The sequence below is a fragment of the Salinisphaera orenii subsp. orenii MK-B5 genome, from assembly GCF_003788635.1.
Lineage (GTDB): Bacteria > Pseudomonadota > Gammaproteobacteria > Nevskiales > Salinisphaeraceae > Salinisphaera > Salinisphaera orenii.
Genome location: NZ_AYKH01000020.1, coordinates 1 through 20,071, shown reverse-complemented (window position 1 = coordinate 20,071; position 20,071 = coordinate 1). Strand labels below are relative to the sequence as shown.

The window sequence follows — 20,071 nt, the reverse complement described above, 5'->3', positions numbered from 1 at the left end:
AAGGCGACCCACTTCATGCCGACGCGGGCGCACGCCGCCGTGCGTTCCTCGGCGCGGCGGTGCGTGCATTCGACTTGCGAAACAGACGGCGAAGGCGGATCACCCCGTCACGCGCCGGGTACCCGCAGGCGATTGCTGCGGCCAGGTGGTTGAGCCGGAAAAAGAATCGCGCACGAGCGCCTTGCGCACCGGGTTGTTTCATACGCCACGTATTCGTAAGCTTTGCCGCGCCTGCCCGGGCCGATACGAGCGCGGCAAACGGACGTTCTAGCCTGGCGGTTCAGGCCGTGACCGTTGTCTGCCACAACGTGCGGCCCTGCCTGGAACCGTTTGGCCGCGACCCGGCACCCGCCCGGTCGCGATGACAAAGAGATCAACAGGAAATGACACCGCCGGGGCTTCTGACCTATCACCATGATCGCGCCGACCTTCGCGGTGCCACCGTGCTGGCGTTCTTCGGTGGCCTCGTGCTGCTGGCGATCGCGCTGCCGATCGTGCATCACCTCGCCCCCGGCCCCTTGGCCCTCGGCGTGGGTGCCACGACCGTCGTGGCCTGGGTGCTGGCCTGGGGGATACTCGGCTATCGCGCGCGGGCGGCTCGTGGCCGCGAGGAAGTCGTGCGTTTCGACGCCGCCGGCTTCGAATCCCGGCTTTTCGGGCGCGTCGCTTTCGCCGATGTCCGCACACACATCGCCGGCCGCGATTCACGACTGTTGCGTTGGGAAGTCACCGCCCCGTCGCTGACGCTGCGTCTTGCCGGCGGACGTCGGATTCATTTTCATCTGGACAGCCGTCACTACCGGCACGATCTGCAGGACTACGTCGCCTTCATCGATACCGCGCGCGCCGGCCTGCAAGGCGAACGTCTGACCGATTCGACCCAACTGCTACCCGGGCATGCCGCCCTGTTCGGCGAGACGGCGGACCCGCCCCGGCCCGACCGGCCGGCGCGCGTATCGCATGCGGCCGGCACCGCCGCGCCGAAGCGGGCCGACCCGGCGCCCACCCAAACCCGCCGTGCCCGGCCGAGCCGGCGTGCCGCCGCCGACGACAACCACGGCGAGCGCGAGCCCCGGGCAGCGGCATCGACCATGAGCCGCGCCAACCAGAGCGCCAATCGTCGCTTCAGCCGACAGATGGCGCGACACAGTAAATGGGCTGCACTGGCGGTCGTCCTGCTACCGCTGACTTACAGCATTCGTGCCTGCGATTCCGGCCCGATCCAATCGATGGTCGCGCCGAACCCGTTCGAGAACATGAAGGAGGAGGCGCCCAAGGCGCTCGAACGCAGCAGCAGTGTCTTGCAGACGGCCGTGGCCGAACAGGGACCGGTCTATATGTGGGGCCCGGCCGACAACGATCGCCAGCTCAAGCCTCTGCTTGCGCCGAACATCAAGACGCGCCAGAGCGGCATCGACATGCTGGATACGATGAACGCGGCCGGCAGCATCACCGACTTCATCGTCGGCGGCGAGGCCGAAGGCTATCGCATGGGTCTGCAGCACGACGATACGGCCACCCTCACCTCGTATTCGCAGATCTCGCTGCGCCCGGTGGACGACGAACGCACGCTCTCGTTCTTCCTGTTGCCCGCACCGGACGCGTCGAACAGCGACCGTGCGGGCCAGTTGCCGGACGTGCACTGGCGTATTCGTTATCGCCAGGTGGCCGATATTCCCGACAAGCTGGACGAGTTCAACGGCCGACTGCCCATGCCGATCATCACCCGCTGGCTGAAGATGACCCCGCGACCGAGCCTGGTGGTCACCGCATCGCGTTATCAGGGCATGACCGACGACGAATTCCAGGCGGCCATCGAGGCCGTGAAGCAGGATCTTGCGCGCCGCGGCATCGACACCAACGATTTCGAAATACAGCGCTTCGAGGACGGCACGGTGGAGAACGCCGGGCCGGACCGGCGCCCCGAATCGCCTGCCCGCGACAACACCGCCGCGACCGGCGCATCAGACAGGAGGCCCGGCTCGGATGCCGTCCAGTAAGCCCGCCCAGCCGATTCCCGAACGCACCGGCGCCGTATTCTTCGTGCGCGTAGCCTGTCGCGAACTCAAGCAGATGTCGATCGAAAACGGTATGTCGATCGGCCGCCTGTGTACCGACGGCGGCGTGTTCTTCTTCGACCGCGACCGCTTCGACAGCACCCTGCTGGGCCGCAGCCTGAGGGGCGACGAACAGGTGATCATCGGTGCCCACCGTCTGGCCGACGGCACGGCGTGGCTGCACTGGCTGGCGCGTCGTAACGGCGACATCTGGGCGCCCGAGGCCGATCGCCGGCCCTGGCTGGCACCCCTGGCGCTGGTGCTCTCGCCCCTGCCGGTGGCCGCGGCGCTGGCGTTGCCGGCGGCCGCCAATATCTTCGTCGTGCTGTTGCAGATCGCCCTCTGCTCAGTCGCCGGTTTCACGCTGATATGGGCGCTCTATCGGCTGCTCGTCATGCTGCATCCGGGCCGGCGCAAGGTCAGGCGCGGGCTGCGGGCGTTTCGGGCCGGCGAACTCGACCTCACACACCAGCCGGACACGTTCCGTACGCCGGACAAGCTGCAGCTCGCCGACGGCATGCACGGCGGTCTTAGCGTCCTGCAGGACCGGCTCAGCGGCGTGTCGGTGACCTTTCGGACCTACGGCGCCGGCCGCACCAGCTACAGCGTCCACGAGTACCGCCTCGCCTGTGCCGGCGAACTGTTCTCGCTTCGCACCGGCGCGTGGGAGCTGCGGCGCTTCATCGACCCGATCCTGATCCGTCGCGCACCGTTGTTCGTGGCCGCCGGCGATCACGTGTCGCTGTTGTCGCTGGTCGCCGACGGCGAGATCCGCGGCCTGCTCAACGGCAACGACGGTCTCGCCCATGTCACCTACAAGGGCACCGGCAACACGCCCATGGCACGACGTTTCGTCCTCGGGCTCGCCGCGTTGTTCATGGTCTTGATGCCGGCGATCGGCATCAGCGTCGAGCTCTACGACTGGGTCGCCCGCGGCGTCGGGCCCGACTACTGGGACTGGGTCGGCCTGCTGAGCTTGAATGCCGGCATGCTGCTGATCGTCACACTGATCCTCAGCGGCCTGGGACTGATCGGTGCCATCGCGCATACCCTGTATATGCGAAACCGCGACGACCGGCCGATCGAAAAGATTCTGGGCATCGCCTTCGCATGGCGCCGGCGCGCCGGCCAACGCCCCACCATCAACGAGTTTTCCTGATCATGCTGCCCGTCTGGATACGCCCGTGGCTGCTGGCGGCGTTGCTGTGCTACTGCATTTTCGGCGTGTACTGGTATCTGATGGTCGGCTATGCCCACGGCTGGCAGGAAGACGAAAGACTCACGCTGGCGACGACACTCGCCGAACCCATCGGCTGGGATTCGCTCGAGGCCACCGCCGCCGGCGATGACGCTTTGCTGAGCGTCGAATCGCGCGGGCGCGATCCCGAGGCAGAAGCCTGCGCAAGCGACGGCCCCTGCCGAGAACGTTGCCAAGCCGATGGCCGGGTGGCCACCGGACCGGACCGGCCCGTGCTCAACTGCCTGGCGAGCCCACCGCAGACCGACAAGAACGAAGCCGAGCAGCGTATCGACCGGCTGATGCGCCAGCGCCATCCGCTGGGCCTGAGCTATCTGCTGCGTAGCGACGGCCGGAAAGTCACGACGATCGCGCGCCTGCAGGGCGAAGTTCAGGCCATGCGCTGCGGCGCTAATGGGCGCTGCTACCTGCTTGCCCAACTGCCCGACGTGGACGACCGGACCGTCTTCGTATCCGACGATTTCGGCCATCACTGGCGTCTGGCCGCCCAGGGCGTACTGGAAAAAGCCTATGTACCCAGGATCGTCGGCGTCGACGGCGACCGCATCTGGGTCGACGGCTTCAAGCGTGTCTTTCTATCGTCCGACGGCGGGCGCCACTGGCGTGTGCTCGCCGACGAACAACGCCTGATGGCCTATCGGCCCGAACTGACGAGCGAGTCGTTATACGACGACAAGAATTCCGACCACTTCGACTGGTACATGGACGACGCCGGCATGCTCCATGCCGTGGCCGGCGGACGCTATCAGCGCGCACCGGACTCGGTGATGATCCAGGTCGATGCCGCCAGCGGCGAGATCGTCTCGGCGACCAAATACGACGGCGCCTTCACGGATATCGAGAACGGGCCCGGCGGGCAGCTGTTCGGCGTCTACCGCTCCAACCTGCCGGAGCGCTACACGCTGTATCGAATACGCGGCGAGGAGCGACAGCCGCTACGGGCCACCGGCAGCGAGCGAATGGGTTCGCTGGTGGCCAACAGCCGCTGGCTGATGCTCGATATCGGCCGGAACGACGGCGAACACCGCGCGCTCAGCCGCGACGGCGGCCAGACCTGGCAGGCCATGGACACGATCCGGGTCCGCGATCGCGACGTGTTCGACCCGACCGGCGCCGGCCTTCTGCGCTTCGGCTATACCGATCGCAGCGAATACTATCCCTATTACTGGATTCGGCCGTAGACCGCCGCGCGCGCTTCATCGTCGGCCGCGGTCTCGGCAACGACGCACGCGTTTGTCGATGGTGTGTATCGGCCGAGCGATCGCATAGGGGCAGTCAGGCCGGCTGAGGTGCCCGCACGGGGCGAAGATCAGCACGATGAAACGCGCCCACAACGCGCGATCGGGCAGCCGTTCTGCCTGCGTCAGACGATCATGCCGGCGGTCTTGGTTTCGAGATATTCGGCGATTCCTTCCTGAGCGCCCTCACGGCCCATGCCGCTGTCCTTCATGCCGCCGAAGGGCGCGGCCGCGCTCGTCGGGTTGATATCGTTGATCCCGATGATGCCGAAATCCAGTCCCTCGAATGCGCGCATCGTGGTCGAGAGCTTGTCGCTGTAGACATAGGCCGCCAGGCCGTACTCGGTATCGTTGGCCAGCGCGATCAGGTCGTCCTCGTCGCGATAGCTAATCACCGGCGCGACCGGGCCGAAGGTTTCCTCGCGATAGATCTTCATCTCGGGCGTGACGCCCGACAGAATCGTCGGCGCATAGAAATGCCCGGCCGCCAGCGCGCCTTCGCGCAGGCGCTCGCCGCCGTGGTGCAGTTGCGCGCCCTGGGCGACGGCGTCCTGAACCTGGGCATCGATCTTGTCGATGGCCGCTGCGTTAATGAGCGGGCCGATGCCGATGCCGTCGTCCATACCGTCGCCCACCTGCAGACGAGCGACGCGTCGGGTGAGCTCGCCCAGAAACGCATCAATATGGTCTTCGTGCACATAGATCCGGTTGGGGCTGATACACGCCTGGCCCATGTTGAGAAACTTGACCAGCGACAGCCCCTTGGCCGCGTAGACCGGGTCGGCGTCGGGAAATACCAGCGCCGGCGCATGGCCGCCCAGTTCCATGGAGACGCGCTTGAGGTGAAGCGCGGCCTCGGCGTTGAGCTTGCGCCCGACCGCGGTGGAGCCGGTGAAGGTGAGCTTGCGCACGCGCGCATCGCTACAGAACGCCCGGCCGGTGGCGGTCGGGTCGGATACGGTCAGCAGGTTGACCACGCCCTTGGGAAAGCCGGCCGCCTCGAAGATTTCGCACATCGCACGGGCACACAGCGGCGTGCTCTCCGCCGGCTTGAGCACCACCGTGCAGCCGGCCGCCAGCGCCGGCCCCAGCTTGCGCGTGATCATGGAGATCGGATAGTTCCAGGGCGTGATCGCGCCCACCACGCCGACCGGGTCACGACGCACCATGAAGCGCTGATTCTCACGCGCCGACGGCACCATCTGGCCATAGACCCGCTTGGCTTCCTCTGCGAACCAGAGCAGAAAATCCGCGCCGTAGCCCACCTCGGCGAGCGAGGCCTTGAGCGGCTTGCCCTGTTCGCGGGTCATCAACTCGGCCAGCTCGCGCTTGCGCTGGCTCATCAGCTCCCAGGCGCGATAGAGCAGCTGGGCGCGGTGATAGGCCGTGGTCGCACGCCACTCGGCGAACGCCGTGTGCGCCGCGCCGATCGCGGTATCGATATCGGCGGCGTTGCAGTCGGGCACCGTATCGATCGTCTCGCCGGTCGCCGGGTTGGCGACCGCGAACGTCGGCCGGCCGGTCAGCCATTCGCCATTGATGAACATCGTCTACTCCAGAACGTCGAGTCGCCGCCCCGGGCGAGCGCGCCCCTCACGGCTTGATCGGATACGTGCAGGGCCGCTCGAAAGCGGCCCCGGCACTCGGACATACAAATGGCACCGACGCAGCCGGGCGCCGGGCCCCATCGCGCGGCTAGTAGATGCCCCGTGTCTCCGGCGCCTCCAGATTGCCGGCATCCACGATCAGGTTGATCTTGGCGAGCTCGTCGCCGGCGATCGTGTCCATGCCGTCCACCGCCTGGATGAAGCGGGCGCGTTCGGCGTCCGAGACCAATTCCTTGGTGTAGTCGGCCAGCTTGGCCTCGTAGTCCGGGCGCTGCCACGGCGTGTCACCGCCCGGGTGGGCGTTGGCGCGGGTCTTCTCGTCGGCCACCTCTGCGCCGCCGGCCAGCGTCACGATCATGCGGCCGCCGTAGGCCTGCACGTTCGGATCCTGGTCGTGGTAGAGGTCTTCCCAGCGCTGGTCGAACTGGGTTTCGATCCGGGCCATCAGCGCGCGCAACTCGTCCTTCTCGGCCGGCGTCATCTGGTAGGCGCGGTCCTTGTGGAACTCGCCGGTCTGGATGCAGCGGGCGATGGCGAACATGATGCTGTGATCCAGCGTGCCGCGCGGCGAATCCGGGTCGATCTTCTGCGGGTCCTGGGCGTCGGTGCCGATCACGTGGTGCGTGTGATGGCTGGTTTCCAGCACGATCTTGTCGATCTGGTCGAGATCGACGCTGTCGCCCTTCTTCGGCAGCTGCGCGCGCAGCTGCAGCGCCAGGTCGATAATCGCCTGGCCCTGGTATTCGAAAGCGTACTGCTTCGGATAGGTCTTCATGATGTTGCGCAGCGCGTCGACGCCCGGCTCGGCCAGCTCCACCTTGTAGACCGCGTTTTCGTCGTCGCGACCGTTCAGGAAACGGCGGATGATGGAGTCCACGCCTTCATACACCGGGTTCGGCCCCTTGAGCCCGTGCAGGGCGTGGTTGACGGCCTTGATGGAAATTTCGGCCGAAAAGCCCGGCACGAATTCCTTCTGCGCGCCGATATCGCCCTTGCGCGACTGGCGCGAGGAGATCGCGTTGTGCACCGCGAAGTTGATCGCGTGGTAGGTCTGCTCGGTGGTCAGCCCCAGCATGGAAGAAATGCCCGCCGCCGTGCCCGCGGCGATATGGGTCATGTGGTCGACCTTGTGCTTGTGCAGGCAGATGCCGGTACCGTCGCCCGTGCCGACAAGCGCCACATGCACCTCGTAGGCGACGACAATACCGCGCAGAATATCCGCGCCGGACACGCCCAAGTGCTGGCCGACGGCAATGATCGGCGAGATGTTGTCGTCCGGGTGGGAATACTCGGCGGCCAGATAGCAGTCGTCGTTGTCCAGAAAACGCACGGCCACCGCGTTGGCGAACGCGGCCTGCACGGGCGCGAACGTGTCCTCGAGCCCCCAGATGGTCGCCTTGCCCGTGCCCTTCGAGCCCATCGCATCGGAGCGCGCCACTTTCACCGCCGATTCGTTCGCCGCGCCAAGCGCGATCGCGGCATTGTCGATGATCCGGTTCTTGGCCATCGCCACCGCGTCGTCATCCTGCGGCGCATCCTTGGCGCGGGTCGCCAGCTCGGCCAGCTTCCAGGCCAGTTGCTGATCGCGGGCAAGCTCGCCGCTGGCTTTCTCGGCGGCAACGGTGTGGATCGTAGCGGTCATACAACACATTCCTCTGCTTGAACGGGCGACCCGCCGGCGGCGGTTATTTATTGAGGCCGGGATTTTAAACGATTTGGCGCACCGGCCGATTCAAGCCTTCGCACCGCTGACACCCAACAACTCTAGAACCGGGGCGTAACGCGCACCTGCGATGACCCCGCCGCCGCTCGACAGATCGGCCCCGTATTGCTGGAGGCCACAAATCGAGTCACGATGACTGACTCTGATTCATGCCGAGAAAGGCCGTGACTCAACTCACGCTGCGCGGCTTCGATCCGGAGCGGGGAAAAGGCTTCGCGAGCTCGCCGCGCGAGACAATTCGTCGCTGAACAAGACCGCGCTCAAGCTCATGCGCCGCGGGGCCGGCCTGGAGGCCGTGGCATCGCCCGGACCGGGCATCGGCAGCCAGCTCCGGCAGTTCGCCGGCCAGTTATCGGACGCCGAGGCCAAAGCTATCGATGAGGCCGTTCATGAATCGCGCGAGGACGACGTCACGCTACGATCATGATCGCGCTGCGCGACACCAACGCCTATACCGCGATCATGCGCTGTTACCCGCTGGAAGATATCCAGGCGATCCTGATGGCATCGATCGTCATAAGCGAACTGAAATAGGATTTCCGCGACGGCAACCGATACACCGCCAACCCACAACCGCCGACAGCTGGACAGCTTTCTGTCACAGCCTTTCGTGAGCTTTCTAACGGTAACCCGCGACACGACGCGCCACTACGGGCAAATCATGAGTGCATTACGGGCGGCGGGCACGAAGATTCCGGCCAACGACGCCTGGATCGCTGCCTTGGCACGAGAGAACGACGCCGGCCTGTGGACGCACGACGCCCATTTCGATCACATTGAAAGTATCGACGTACATCGTTGGTAAGCGGCACCGCGGTTCGTAACGCACACCCAACCACGGCGCCTGCGACACGACGACCGCTGTTCCGCTGAACGTGGCCAGCCCGTGGCACCCTGGGTTTACGTCGCCATGCCAACGCGTTCCACCCGATGCCCACGCGCCGCGCCTGGACCCGAACCGAACTGCTTGCCGCGGGCAGGCTCTACTTGCCGCCTGCCCTTCGGCCGATTTCATCACCGCAACCCGGATGTGATCCGGTTCGCCGAGACGATCGGCCGAACGCCGTCGGCGGTCGCCATGAAGCTGTGCAATCTCGCCAGTCTCGATCCGGTCATCACCGAGTCCGGACGATCCGGATTGCAAGGCGCGTCCGCAGCGGATCGTTCCATATGGCAAGAGATGCAATCCGATTGGCCCGCGTTCGCGCTGGCCTCGAAACGAGCGACCGAGGCACTGGGTTACGACGCGAACGACAGCGAGGACGCCGACTACACCGGGCACGAGCATCAGGTGACGCGCGCCCAGCGCGTCGGCCAGCGCCTGTTTCGAGACGCGGTGTTGAATGCGTATGACGCCCGCTGCTGCGTTACCGGCCTGGCGGCACCCTCCCTCCTGGTGGCCAGCCACATCGTGCCGTGGCGCGAAGACCCGAGCCAGCGGCTCAACCCCGCCAACGGCCTGTGTCTCTCCGCGCTGCATGATCGGGCATTCGATATCGGCCTTATCACGGTCCGCGCGGACTGGACCATCGCCGTATCGTCCGCCGTCGACGACACGGCCGGCGACTTCTGGCATCAAGCAGTGGCCGACTACGAAGGCCGCGAAATCTCGTTGCCCGACCGCTTCCAACCGGACCCGGCGTTTCTCTCCCACCATCGCGCCGAGGTATTCCGCCGATAGCGCGGCGTCGAAACCGCATCTCCGCCTATCATCGTCTCCGAAAACGCTTGATCGACGAATGACCTTGCCGCAGCGTAGCAATCCGTTTCCCGGCGTTTGGACAAGGTAGTGCTCGACGACATTTCGGCGCGCGGGCTGGCCGGACAGCTCTTCGGCCTGATCGCGCTGGCCTTGTGCGTGGCCGGGTTCGCCAGCAAGCGCGACGACCGGCTCTTCTTCCTGCTCCTGTTCGCCAACGTGGCGTTCGCGCTGCAGTTCGTCATGTTCCGCAGCTGGACCGCCGCGGCGATTGCCGCGCTGATCGTGCTGCGTATTCACCTGGTTCGCCGCTATAAGGGCCGCACCGCGGTGATGCTCGCCATGTGTGCGGCCACGCTCGTCGCAGCGGCCCTGACCTGGAGCGCGCCGCGCGATGCCTGGGCGCTTGCCGCCGGACTGATCGGCACCTATGGCATGTTCATGCTCGCCGGCATTCCCATGCGCTGGCTGCTCGCCGTCGCCGCCTTCTGCTGGGTGGTGAGCAATCTACTGGTGGGCTCGCTCGGCGGCACGCTGGCCAAATTACTCATTCTCGTGACCAATCTCGTCACGATTGCGCGCCTGTATCACGCATCGCGGGCGATATAAGACGAGCAGCTCAACACCCGGTTCATCCAGCTTTAGCCCGCAAGAGCATGGCCAAGCGCTAATCGTCCTTGAGGACGATTCCAGGCAGTCATCGTGATGGCCTTTTGCCAGCCCCTCGATCGATCGCTGCCGGTTTTCCTGTGCGAAAAATTCGGCTGACGGTCGAATAATGCACGCCGAAATGCGTGCCGAAGGTGGCCAATGGCTTAGGCAGCCGGCATATCGTGTGCGCAGCGCTTTTTTACCCGGATGCTCGAACTGGGAGAGTGACGGTGATGGCCGCCAGGTATTTCAAATTGCTGATGCCAGGTGGTGTTATGATGCATGGGTGTCAAATCACCAGTGATGCGAATCATGCCTCGACTCACCATCACACTCTCGGACGAGCGTCGGACCGCGCTGAAGGAAGCCGCCGCGAGCAGCGGCAAGACCATCACGCAGTTGATCGATGAAAGCCTCGACGCGTACGGCATTAAAACCCGTGCGCGCGCAGAGGATTTACTCGCCCAGGCGCGTCAACGCGCCGGTTTGGACGAAGACCGGGCACTGGCACTGGCTATAGAGGAAACCGACGACGCCCGCCGTAGGAAATGATCATCGTCGACACGAACGTCATCGTGGCGGGCCTTATCACCCACAACCCGGCAGCGCCGACTGCCCGATTGCTGGATGCCATGGTAAGGGGTCAGGTGCGACCTTTATTGTCTGCCGCGCTACTTGACGAATATCGCGCCGTGCTGTTGCGGCCGAAGATACGCAAACTCCACGGTCTCGGCGAAGCCCAGCTCGACGAGCTACTGGCCTGCATCGTCCACCATGCGAGGTGGCGCGAACCGGCGGCCAGCGGCTCCAGTGCGCCCGATAAAGGCGACAATCACCTCTGGGATATGTTGTACGCAGAGCCCGCCGCCACGCTTGTCACAGGCGATCTGCGCCTACTCGATACACCGCCGTTCGAAGCTCGAGTCGTCCGAGTTCAAGATTACGATCCCGACTCTCATTAATCTCCAGAACACTTTCGACTTTGTACGCCTTTGACCCCGTTGCACGGGGTTGGGCGGTGCGACGGGCGTCTACGAAACGCGTTCGGCGGCCCACACAATTCGGCTGACGGTCGAATAATGCACGCCGAAATGCGCGCCGATCTCGACCATGCTGTAACCGCCGGACGCATAGGCCGCCGCGATGGCTTCGTTGCGCGTATTGCTCTGGGCGGCGTACTCGGCCAGCGGCCGGGCGCGACCGGCGCGCTGTACGCGCGGCACTTCGGCAAGCGAACGATTGGACTGCTCGAGCTTCGACCGCATGCGATCCACGAACGCGTCGTCGCCCAGCAGCACCTGATTGGCCAACGCGGCCCACGGCGCCGGCTGGCCGCGGCCTTCGCTCACGAAGCGTCGATACGCGAGCTGCGACTCCTTCAGCCGCTCACCGAAGGTCGACAGAATCCACTCGGTCGTCAGAAAAGACGGCACGCCCGCGCGCCCTGCCGTCGCGCGGTAGCTACTCCAGGGCCAGTCGCCGGCGCTACGCGTCATGTCCGCGCGTACCGGGTTGAGCACGATATAGCGCGCCACCTCCAGCAGATACGCCTCCTTCTGCACGAGGATCGCCTTGTAGCGGCCCTGGAACAGATGCCCGACCCGCCCGTGCCGGCGGTTGCTGTATTGGGTATAGACACCGTTCAACTGCCGCATGCCCTTCGACAGATTGCCGTCCGGCGTCTCGATGAGCAGGTGGTAGTGGTTGGTTATCTCGCAATAGGCGTGCACCAACCAGTTGAAGCGATCGGCCACGTCGGCGAGCACATCGAGAAACGCCTGGCGGTCCTCGTCGTCCTCGTAGATCGGCTCGCGTCGATCGCCGCGGGCGGTGACGTGGTAGAGCGCGCCGGCGAATTCGAGGCGTAGTGGTCTAGCCATATCGGAGCTCCACAGCTAGCGAAGCGGGGTTCGATTTTTGGCAACGTCCCTACACCGCGCATCCAATTGATGCGCGATTTGCTGAATCAACTTTTCGGTTAGAGGCGCGCTTAGCGTTTTGGGAACCATGCCGTCGACCTCGCGAGCACTGACCACATTGACGTCAGACCTGCCGGTGCGCGTAACGTACCAGCCGGGTAACGCTACGACTGCCTTTGTGGTAACGCGCTCGCCGACCGCAGACGTAAGCCATTTAGACAACCAAGCGGCGTTTCGCCGCGCCTGCTCAATAGGCGCATCCGTTGAATATCCCGCAAAATCAATTCGCTCGCCGTTGTACGTCGCCCGCCACATATCTTCAACGCCCTCACGACGCTGCTTCATCCGCGCCTTCGTTTCTATCGCATAAACTCCACCTGGACCAACAGCAACATGGTCAATATTAAACTTCTCGCCTTCCAGATCGTGGAAAACGGCGTAGCCGCGGCGCATAAGGTGGTTGAGTTCTTCGCCGGTCGCGAGCTCCCCCTCCCAGCCAAGTCGCTTACGTCGCAACTCGCCTAGCAGGCGAAGCCAACGAACTGTCTGGTATAGGGAATAAGCGCCTAGCGCAATCAGGCTAACGACCAACGAAACGCCGAACGACAAACCGAGAGTGGCGAGCGCCACAAGACCAATAACTAAAATGCCGACGCCAAAGATAACCACTTCGAAGAGAAGGTAAGCGCCATCGATCTGAAGCCGCGCCACCTCTTGCCCAAGCGTATAACCGGGCGGGCGTAAAAGACCTTGGGTAAGTGGATGACGCCGCTGGAGCCGTTTAATCTCACGATAGTTCCAGCGCTCTCGGAGCCACAACGCCACGACCAACGGCAACATCGGAAGCAACGGCGCAAATCCGACGAGGTAAAGATATTGAGTCATTTGTCACTCGCGCTACGGCCACGTCTCAACGCTAGCGCGCAACGCACGAGGATGCAAAACGCAAGACCTGACCCCAAAGTTCCTCCGGTTTCGATGTCGCGGCCATGAGAACAACACCTCATCTCGTTGCTACATGAGTGGTGTTGCACTGACCGCCTGAATCCAAGAGCACTCATTTTCGGGGGGGATTACCGCGCCGGGTCGACGCCAAGATGCGCCGGTTTATCGAATGGCTGGACGATTGGCTTGATGCATCGGCGGATTGGAGCAGCGCGTCGACCCCGGCGCTTGTCCGACCCACCCATCTGACTTTGCCGTCCGCGCGTAACCGACCACAGCGCCAGTGATTCTCACGCTGCCGGCGGGGCGGAATCCTGGGCGCGTTCTTCCACTGCCGCGAACGGCACATGAGCCAGGCTGCCAAACAGGGCGTGGCGCGTAAGTTTCGCCTTGGACAGCGACGGCGATGGAACGCCACACAAGAAGCGCGCGACAACACGCGCCGGGCCCAATACCTCGGGGTGTTGTCGTCGCAGCGTTGCCGTCTCGTTCCATACGGCCGGATCGATCTCGGTCTTGCGACGGGCCGGGATCCGCGCCGGTTTGCCGTCATTCAAGCACCAGGAGCAGTGGCCGCAGGGCTCGCGCTGTTCGCCAAAGTGCGCGCTCAAGGCCGCCACCTGGCACTCGTCCGCTTCGATCAGCGCAAGCACCTGCTGCAATCGCGCCAACTCGCTCTCCTCGCGGCGCAGCGCGTGCTCGTACAGCGTGGCGGCCAATGCCTTCACGCTGTCGGGGCGCTGCAGAATCCGGTAGCGATGACGCACGCCGGCCGCGGTGACTTCCAGCATGTCCTGCTCGCCGAGATAATCCAGCGCCGCGACGATACGCTCGCGCGGCTGCCGCATCTCGGCGACCGCGCTATCCACATCCAGGTCAAACCAGGTGCGGGCCTTGTGCGCCCGGCCTAGCAACTCGGCCAGGAACTGCCGGCGTTGTCCCTGGAACCGGGCCAGTATGTCCTGCGACGCCATCTTCGGCCGAAATCGATAACTGGCGTAAAACGGCGTGCCGCCCTTCAGGTATCCCTGCAATTCCAGATAGGTCAGCAGCGTGCGCGCGACCAACTCGCGTAGATCATGCGCGCGGGCCAGCGCCGATAAGTTGATATCGAATTCGTCTTCCTGCGCGAATATGTCGTGCAAGAACGAATCGATCGCTGCCGCCGTGGGCGTATCGCCATAAACGAAATTTTCCAGCGTGTTCTGGTCGTCGGCGCAAGCCAGCATCTCGCACACGGCATCCTCGCCGTCGCGCCCGGCTCGGCCGATCTCCTGTGCGTAGTTTTCCAGGCTCTTGGGCAAGTTGTAGTGATAGACGTAGCGGATGTTGGCCTTGTCGATGCCCATGCCGAACGCGATCGTCGCCACCACAATGCCGTCGTTCGAACGCACGAACCATTCCTGCACCACGCTGCGCTTATCGCTATCCATACCGGCGTGGTAGGCCCGCGCCGGATGGCCCGCATCGGCCAGCCGTTGCGCCACCTGCTCCGCGGTACGCTGAAGGGTCACATAAACGATTGTCGGACCGGCGGGCCGCTCGCTTAGACGCGCCAGCAAATCACGGTCACGCTGTTCCACCGTGGTCGGCGAGAACAGCAGCTTCAGGTTGGGACGGTAGAAATCCGTACGCACGGCACAGTCGGCCCCGATATCGAGTACCCGGCAAATGTCGTCCAGCACGGTGGGCGTGGCAGTCGCGGTCAGTGCCAACAGACGCTCGGCCTTGGCCGCCTTGGCGAAACCAATCAACTTCAGATAATCGGGGCGGAAATTGTGCCCCCATTCCGAGATGCAATGCGCCTCGTCCACCGCAAACAGCGATACCCGCAATTGGCTCAGCGTTTGCCTAAAACGTTCGTTGTTGAAACGCTCCGGCGCCACATACAAAAGACGCAGTTCGCCTGAACGCAGGCGATCCATCACAGCGCGGTAACCCTCGGCGTCGAGGCTCGAATCCAGCCGCTGCGCGGCAATGCCACGGGCGCTCAACGCATCGATCTGATCCTTCATCAACGCGATCAACGGCGACACCACCAGGGTGATACCCGGCAACGCCAACGCCGGCAGTTGATAGCACAGCGATTTACCGCCGCCGGTGGGAAATACCGCCGCCGCGGAACGGCCAGCCAACAAGTGCTCTATCACTTCACGCTGGCCGGGCTGGAAACGGTCGTAACCGAAATACTCCGCAAGCAAGCGATCAGGCTGGTCGTCCATGGTGCCCCCAATAATTCAAGTCAAACCCTCGGCCCCGGGTTCACGATACTACGGACGAATCAGACTGTTTATTGGGCTAAGGACCGGCATATTTTGGCCGCCCGAATTCTCGGCGTTACGGGCGGGCCTGGCTGCCTTGTGTTGCGCTTTGAGGTGAATCGAACCGTGGCTATGCACAACGCAAGCCTGACCCCTGTTGTGCGTAAGCCCCTTGCCGTTGCGGTTCGAAGTTGAGTTTAATCCGCCGTGTGCCAATGCACGACCTGACCCCATTGCACCGGTGGCGACGGTGATGGCGCACTCTCGCCATCACCGCCGAACCTTTCGAGCAACGCCATCCGAGGCCATTACGCCTGTCGGGCGCTTCTGTGCCTGCCGTGCCACAGATGACAGTTGCAAGTTGATACGGGCGAGGATTCATTCCAGGTGGTGAACCTCGGGAATGCCATACACCGGGGTATCGATACCTTCCATTCGCGCCTTGAGCTGGAGCGCGAGGTAACGTGAGTAGTGGCGCGACAGGTGCAGATTGCCGCTATGAAACCACAGCCCGGGTTGCTGCGTGGGTTTCCACATGTTGCGCAGTTCGCCTTCCCAGGGGCCGGGATCCTTGGGTGTATCCGACCCGAGGCCCCAGCATTTGCCGACGCGGTCGGCCACCTCCTGCGAGATCAGTTCGGCCGCGAAGTTATTCATCGAGCCGTACCCGGTCGCGAGGATGATCACATCCGCCGGCAGCTCCTCACCATCCGTGAGGACCACGGAATCCGACTTGATGTGGTCAATACTCACGCGGCTGCGCAAGCCGATCTTGCCCTCGATCAGGAGCTCCGAAGCGCCGACATCGATGTAGTAGCCGCCGCCGCGCCGAAGCGCTTTCATCAGCAGGCCCGTATCGTCGCCGCCGAAATCGAGCATGAACCCGGTCTGTTCCAGACGCTCATAAAAATCGGCGTCCCGCTCGCGAAGCAGTGCGCCCATCCCGCCGGCCATCTGGGGCAGAACCGCATAGGGCGTCGATGCGAACAGCATGTCGGCCTGGTCGACATCCAGCCCGTTCTCGGTGGCTTCCTGTGAATAGAGCGCGCCCAGGGACAGTTCGCAGAACGAATCCGACTTCACCACGTGTGTCGATGACCGCTGGATCATGGTCACGTCGGCCCCGTTCGCCCACAGATCGGCCGCGATATCGTGGGCCGAGTTGTTGGCTCCCAACACGATGCAGCGCTTGCCGGCGTACCCCTTGCCGCCGGGGTGTTCACTGGAGTGGTGCAGCGTGCCGTTGAAATCGCTCGCCCCCGGGATCTCCGGCACATTGGGCATGCCCAGTGCGCCGGTGGCCATGATCAGATGCTTGGGCCGCAGTGTGTGCGACTGTCTTTCGCCGTCACCGGTGAACTCGACGTCGACGCGCCATTCCTCTCGCGTTTCGTCGTACTGCGCACTGGTACATTCAGTGGCGCTCCAGTAGTCGAGCTCCATCACCTTCGTGTACATCTCCAGCCAATCGCCCATCTTGTCCTTGGGCGTGAATACCGGCCAGTTCTCCGGAAATCGAATATAAGGGAGATGGTCATACCAGACCGGATCGTGCAGGCACAGCGATCGGTAACGGTTACGCCAGGAATCGCCGGCCCGTTCGTTGCGCTCGACGATCAGGGTGGGCACGTCCAGCTGTTTCAGACGCGCCGCCAGCGCGATGCCGGCCTGGCCACCGCCGACGATCACGCAATAGGGTTGCTCGGAATAGCCGAGACGCGCCTGATGTTCTTTCTGACGCTCGAGCCAGTTCGGGCGTTCGGGTTCGATCCGGTGCACGGTGCCGAGTGGCCGGTGATGGCCCGTGGCTTCGGGGTGATCGATGAGGTCCGTGATGGCGGTGAGTACGGTCCACGCCTTGCCATTGATCAGGCGGACATGGCCCTGTGCATGGGACACGCCGGTGTTGAAGGTAAACCAGCCTTCCACGACGCCCTCGAGTTCGGTGGCCTCGCCGTCGATCGTGAAGTCATGGGGGCGCACGTTGCCCAGCATTGCGCTCAGCATGTCGCGAATCGAATCGCGGCCCTCCAGCGTCTTGATATTCCAGGTGAACACGACCAGATCGCGCCAGTAGCAATCATCTGCGAACAGCGCACTGACGGCGTCGACGTCGTTGTTGCTGAGCGCAGTCTCGAATGCGGCGAGCCACTCGGTAAGCGCACGCGCCTCAGGCTGGGTTGAGCCCATATCTCCTCCTTTGGACGGGTGAATCGATCCACCCGGGTTGTCGCATGGATAGGTTCTCGGCCGACGACTGAAGCATCGGGAGAACGCACAAGGGCTTATTCATGCCCTTTGGATCGAACCTATCAGGTTTTGGACTCGTAGCGGGAACGCCATTTCGAGCCCGGGCAACCCGATCATGTTGTGCCCGGAACGCGGCCGCACCGTCAGCACGCGACGACCCGGCGGCGCGTTGCCTGGATCCCGCGAGCCCTTGCGTTCGAATAGCGAAACCCGACGCCAGCGGAAAAATACCAAGCGCGACCCACGCAACCCTTCGCTCATCGGTACGAGATACGCATGGCCGGATGCCAATGCAGCCCAGCCGATGCCGTACCGAATCGCGACAAACGCGATAACGCCCGCCACGAGACCCACCGGCCAAGGCAACGACGTCATTTCATCGAAGCCGCTTCGGCGTTTTCTTCTACGTCCGCGAGCCATCCGGCCGCCCGAGTCGCTTTACCGCCCTACTGAACTTACGCCGATTTTGCCGATGTGGCAATGCAAGACCTGACCCCATTGCTCCTTTGAATAGCGAAACGACGGACGCAAACCAACAAACGCCTAGCGCTAACCAAGCCAATGGCTCCAGTGCGCCATCCCGAAACGGCTCACTCATGGATACGAGATAGACATTGCCGGATGCCGACCCGGCCCAGCCAATGCCATCACGGACCATAAAAAACGCGGTCATCAGGGTCAGGTCTTGCATTTTGCGCAAAATGCAAGACCTGACCCTAATTTGCGCGCTTACAAGCATCGTGAAGCGGGAAGTGCGCTCGACAAGCGTCGCAATATGCGTGTTGGTCGAGCCCGAGAGTAGATCGCCTTCCCAGTGGCCGGGCACGGCACGATCGTCCACTTCGGGCGGCCGTTGGGATATCGAGATCGCATCCTTGATCGAACTGCGGCATCCGACCGAGATTGCCGTGGCGTGACTGTCGGAACACACGCTGCGTACGCAGGTGTTTCTGCAGTTCCTTTTTCAGCACACCGCGCGTCTGGATGTCGAGGCTTCGATAGATGGTTTCGTGGGATACCTGCATAGCCACGTCTGGATAGCGCCGTCGGAGCCAGCCGGCGATCTGCTCGGGTGACCAATCTTCAGCCAGCTTATCCGCCACGATACGGCGTAACGACGCGTTCTGGGCGAGCTGACATGGCTTGGGGCGTCGTGCCCGATCCCAGGCACAACTATCCGCTTGGGCCGCACGGTAACGACGCCGCCCGCCATTGCGTGATACTTCTCGACTCACCGTCGAGGGTGCCCGGCCAATCCGACGCGCGATATCCCGAATAGATCGCTCGCAAGCCAAGCCGCGAGAAATCTCCTCTCGATCTGTCGACGACAAGGCCCGAGCCGCACGCACGCGCTTGGCCGGCCGAATGCCGCCGTGCAGCCTTAGGTGTTTAGTCCCGGCATTTGATGGAGTGGATTGAGCCTGAATCTCTGCGGCTCGTTTGTCCAGCATTGGCAGATGTGTTCGTAGGGGGTGAGGCCGCGTAGCGTCTTCAGACGCCGGGCGAAGTTATAAGCGTCGATAAAGTCGGCAAGGTGCTGGCGAAGCTGACTGTGAGCTTCGTAGTAGAAGCGCTTGACGGTCGCTTCTTTGATAGTCCGATTCATGCGTTCGACCTGGCCGTTGGTCCAAGGGTGCTTGACCTTGGTTAGCCGATGTTCGACGGCGTTTTCCCGACACACTCGATCGAAGATATGCTCTGACGCATAGCGATCCTGTGGGCGATTCGTGAACTGAATCCCGTTGTCCGTGAGGATCGTGTGAATGGCATAGGGTACGGAGGCCACAAGGTTGCGTAGGAACTGGGCGGCGCCCATTTTGCCGGCTTTCTCGTGGAGTTCGGCATAAGCGAACTTTGAGGTCCGATCAATGGCGACAAAGAGATAGAGCCTGCCCTCGGCCGTACGCAGTTCGGCGATGTCGATGTGAAAATAGCCAATCGGATAGGCCTTGAACTTGCGTTTTGCAGGCTTGTCACCTTCAACATCGGGCAGGCGGCTGATGCCGTGGCGCTGCAGACAGCGATGTAATGACGAGCGACTCAAATGCGGCAGCGTCGGCTGTAGCGCATACAAGCAGTCGTCCAACGGCAACAGTGTATGCCGACGAAAGGCCACAATCACCGCCTCGTCCTCGACTGACAGAACTGTCGACTTCGGGTGCCTCGGCCCCGTTTTTAAGTCGACCGTGGCCGTCCGGTTTTTCCACTTCGCGACGGTCTTTTGATTGATGCCGTAGCGCTTTGAAAGCGCTCTCAGGCTCTCTTGACTATTTTGTATTGCTCGACGGACTGCCGCTGTCGTTGTGGCGCTGCCGTGTAAAACCTGGCCCATAGTGCATCTCTCCATTCCTGGGAAAATAATGCACCATCAAAGTCCGGGATCAAACACTTAGGGCATGTCGTCACGAGATATGTTGACATAGGGCACTAATACTTCTGATCGACGACACAGCATGTCGGATG

At 63.2% G+C, this 20,071-nt stretch carries 15 protein-coding genes and 1 pseudogene; 8 read left to right on the top strand and 8 right to left on the bottom strand.

Annotation, left to right across the window (positions count from 1 at the left end; translation table 11 throughout):
* The first annotated feature begins 383 nt into the window (after positions 1 to 383).
* The 3 genes from SAOR_RS10260 to SAOR_RS10250 are packed head-to-tail and all read left to right on the top strand — an operon-like array spanning position 384 to position 4,496.
* Positions 384 to 2,000, top strand: coding sequence for a hypothetical protein (locus SAOR_RS10260; RefSeq protein ID WP_123631342.1), 1,617 nt, complete (start codon positions 384 to 386; stop codon positions 1,998 to 2,000).
* Positions 1,987 to 3,216 (top strand): hypothetical protein, encoded by a 1,230-nt coding sequence (locus tag SAOR_RS10255; RefSeq protein WP_123631341.1) that lies wholly within the window; start codon positions 1,987 to 1,989, stop codon positions 3,214 to 3,216. Before SAOR_RS10260 ends, SAOR_RS10255 begins: the two co-directional genes overlap by 14 nt.
* Before the next feature lie 2 nt (positions 3,217 to 3,218).
* The gene (locus tag SAOR_RS10250) at positions 3,219 to 4,496 is read left to right on the top strand and encodes a beta propeller repeat protein (protein ID WP_123631340.1); all 1,278 of its coding nucleotides are present in this window, start codon (positions 3,219 to 3,221) and stop codon (positions 4,494 to 4,496) included.
* Positions 4,497 to 4,678: 182 nt separating this feature from the next.
* Here SAOR_RS10250 and SAOR_RS10245 read toward each other — a convergent pair whose 3' ends face one another.
* Together SAOR_RS10245 and SAOR_RS10240 are read right to left on the bottom strand one after the other, a co-directional pair.
* Positions 4,679 to 6,100 carry an NAD-dependent succinate-semialdehyde dehydrogenase gene (locus tag SAOR_RS10245; protein WP_123631339.1) on the bottom strand — a complete coding sequence of 474 codons (1,422 nt, stop codon included), beginning with the start codon at positions 6,098 to 6,100 and terminating at the stop codon, positions 4,679 to 4,681.
* Between the two features lie 148 nt (positions 6,101 to 6,248).
* Positions 6,249 to 7,802, bottom strand: a complete 1,554-nt coding sequence (locus tag SAOR_RS10240) for an MmgE/PrpD family protein (RefSeq protein ID WP_185015640.1) — start codon at positions 7,800 to 7,802, stop codon at positions 6,249 to 6,251.
* Positions 7,803 to 8,418: 616 nt separating this feature from the next.
* Here SAOR_RS10240 and SAOR_RS17400 point away from each other — a divergent pair.
* The 5 genes from SAOR_RS17400 to SAOR_RS10215 all read left to right on the top strand — a co-directional run bounded on the left by SAOR_RS17400 (position 8,419) and on the right by SAOR_RS10215 (position 11,195).
* Positions 8,419 to 8,688 (top strand): PIN domain-containing protein, encoded by a 270-nt coding sequence (locus SAOR_RS17400; RefSeq protein WP_123631337.1) that lies wholly within the window; start codon positions 8,419 to 8,421, stop codon positions 8,686 to 8,688.
* Positions 8,689 to 8,961: 273 nt separating this feature from the next.
* Positions 8,962 to 9,564, top strand: a complete 603-nt coding sequence (locus tag SAOR_RS10230; RefSeq protein ID WP_221179950.1) for an HNH endonuclease — start codon at positions 8,962 to 8,964, stop codon at positions 9,562 to 9,564.
* A gap of 108 nt (positions 9,565 to 9,672) precedes the next feature.
* On the top strand, positions 9,673 to 10,191 hold the full coding sequence (locus tag SAOR_RS10225; protein ID WP_123631336.1) for a YgjV family protein: 519 nt from the start codon (positions 9,673 to 9,675) through the stop codon (positions 10,189 to 10,191).
* A gap of 324 nt (positions 10,192 to 10,515) precedes the next feature.
* On the top strand, positions 10,516 to 10,785 hold the full coding sequence (locus SAOR_RS10220; RefSeq protein ID WP_221179949.1) for a hypothetical protein: 270 nt from the start codon (positions 10,516 to 10,518) through the stop codon (positions 10,783 to 10,785).
* A complete protein-coding gene (locus tag SAOR_RS10215; protein ID WP_123631335.1) occupies positions 10,782 to 11,195 on the top strand; it encodes a putative toxin-antitoxin system toxin component, PIN family in 414 nt (137 codons plus the stop codon). The genes SAOR_RS10220 and SAOR_RS10215 overlap by 4 nt, the downstream gene beginning before the upstream one ends.
* A gap of 69 nt (positions 11,196 to 11,264) precedes the next feature.
* Here SAOR_RS10215 and SAOR_RS10210 read toward each other — a convergent pair whose 3' ends face one another.
* From SAOR_RS10210 to SAOR_RS10180, 6 genes and pseudogenes are all read right to left on the bottom strand, one after another.
* Positions 11,265 to 12,113 carry a transposase gene (locus SAOR_RS10210; protein WP_123631334.1) on the bottom strand — a complete coding sequence of 283 codons (849 nt, stop codon included), beginning with the start codon at positions 12,111 to 12,113 and terminating at the stop codon, positions 11,265 to 11,267.
* 15 nt (positions 12,114 to 12,128) lie between these two features.
* The gene (locus SAOR_RS10205; protein WP_123631333.1) at positions 12,129 to 13,037 is read right to left on the bottom strand and encodes a nuclease-related domain-containing protein; all 909 of its coding nucleotides are present in this window, start codon (positions 13,035 to 13,037) and stop codon (positions 12,129 to 12,131) included.
* A gap of 350 nt (positions 13,038 to 13,387) precedes the next feature.
* Positions 13,388 to 15,319 carry a RecQ family ATP-dependent DNA helicase gene (locus SAOR_RS10200; RefSeq protein WP_123631332.1) on the bottom strand — a complete coding sequence of 644 codons (1,932 nt, stop codon included), beginning with the start codon at positions 15,317 to 15,319 and terminating at the stop codon, positions 13,388 to 13,390.
* A gap of 417 nt (positions 15,320 to 15,736) precedes the next feature.
* Positions 15,737 to 17,548, bottom strand: coding sequence for an NAD(P)/FAD-dependent oxidoreductase (locus tag SAOR_RS10195; protein WP_123631331.1), 1,812 nt, complete (start codon positions 17,546 to 17,548; stop codon positions 15,737 to 15,739).
* A gap of 790 nt (positions 17,549 to 18,338) precedes the next feature.
* A pseudogene (locus SAOR_RS17320) lies at positions 18,339 to 18,993 on the bottom strand (IS30 family transposase); the annotation flags it as partial.
* Positions 18,990 to 19,940 carry an IS481 family transposase gene (locus SAOR_RS10180; protein WP_123631328.1) on the bottom strand — a complete coding sequence of 317 codons (951 nt, stop codon included), beginning with the start codon at positions 19,938 to 19,940 and terminating at the stop codon, positions 18,990 to 18,992. The gene SAOR_RS10180 and the pseudogene SAOR_RS17320, both read right to left, overlap by 4 nt.
* Positions 19,941 to 20,071 lie beyond the last annotated feature (131 nt).

Excerpts from the sequence above, each read along its gene's own strand:
- SAOR_RS10180 (WP_123631328.1), bottom strand. The coding sequence starts at position 19,940 with ATGGGCCAGGTTTTACACGGCAGCGCCACAACGACAGCGGCAGTCCGT.
- SAOR_RS10245 (WP_123631339.1), bottom strand. The coding sequence starts at position 6,100 with ATGTTCATCAATGGCGAATGGCTGACCGGCCGGCCGACGTTCGCGGTC.
- SAOR_RS10240 (WP_185015640.1), bottom strand. The coding sequence starts at position 7,802 with ATGACCGCTACGATCCACACCGTTGCCGCCGAGAAAGCCAGCGGCGAG.
- SAOR_RS10210 (WP_123631334.1), bottom strand. The coding sequence starts at position 12,113 with ATGGCTAGACCACTACGCCTCGAATTCGCCGGCGCGCTCTACCACGTC.
- SAOR_RS10255 (WP_123631341.1), top strand. The coding sequence starts at position 1,987 with ATGCCGTCCAGTAAGCCCGCCCAGCCGATTCCCGAACGCACCGGCGCC.
- SAOR_RS10260 (WP_123631342.1), top strand. The coding sequence starts at position 384 with ATGACACCGCCGGGGCTTCTGACCTATCACCATGATCGCGCCGACCTT.
- SAOR_RS10195 (WP_123631331.1), bottom strand. The coding sequence starts at position 17,548 with ATGGGCTCAACCCAGCCTGAGGCGCGTGCGCTTACCGAGTGGCTCGCC.
- SAOR_RS10230 (WP_221179950.1), top strand. The coding sequence starts at position 8,962 with ATGAAGCTGTGCAATCTCGCCAGTCTCGATCCGGTCATCACCGAGTCC.
- SAOR_RS10250 (WP_123631340.1), top strand. The coding sequence starts at position 3,219 with ATGCTGCCCGTCTGGATACGCCCGTGGCTGCTGGCGGCGTTGCTGTGC.
- SAOR_RS10215 (WP_123631335.1), top strand. The coding sequence starts at position 10,782 with ATGATCATCGTCGACACGAACGTCATCGTGGCGGGCCTTATCACCCAC.
- SAOR_RS10220 (WP_221179949.1), top strand. The coding sequence starts at position 10,516 with ATGGGTGTCAAATCACCAGTGATGCGAATCATGCCTCGACTCACCATC.
- SAOR_RS10205 (WP_123631333.1), bottom strand. The coding sequence starts at position 13,037 with ATGACTCAATATCTTTACCTCGTCGGATTTGCGCCGTTGCTTCCGATG.
- SAOR_RS10200 (WP_123631332.1), bottom strand. The coding sequence starts at position 15,319 with ATGGACGACCAGCCTGATCGCTTGCTTGCGGAGTATTTCGGTTACGAC.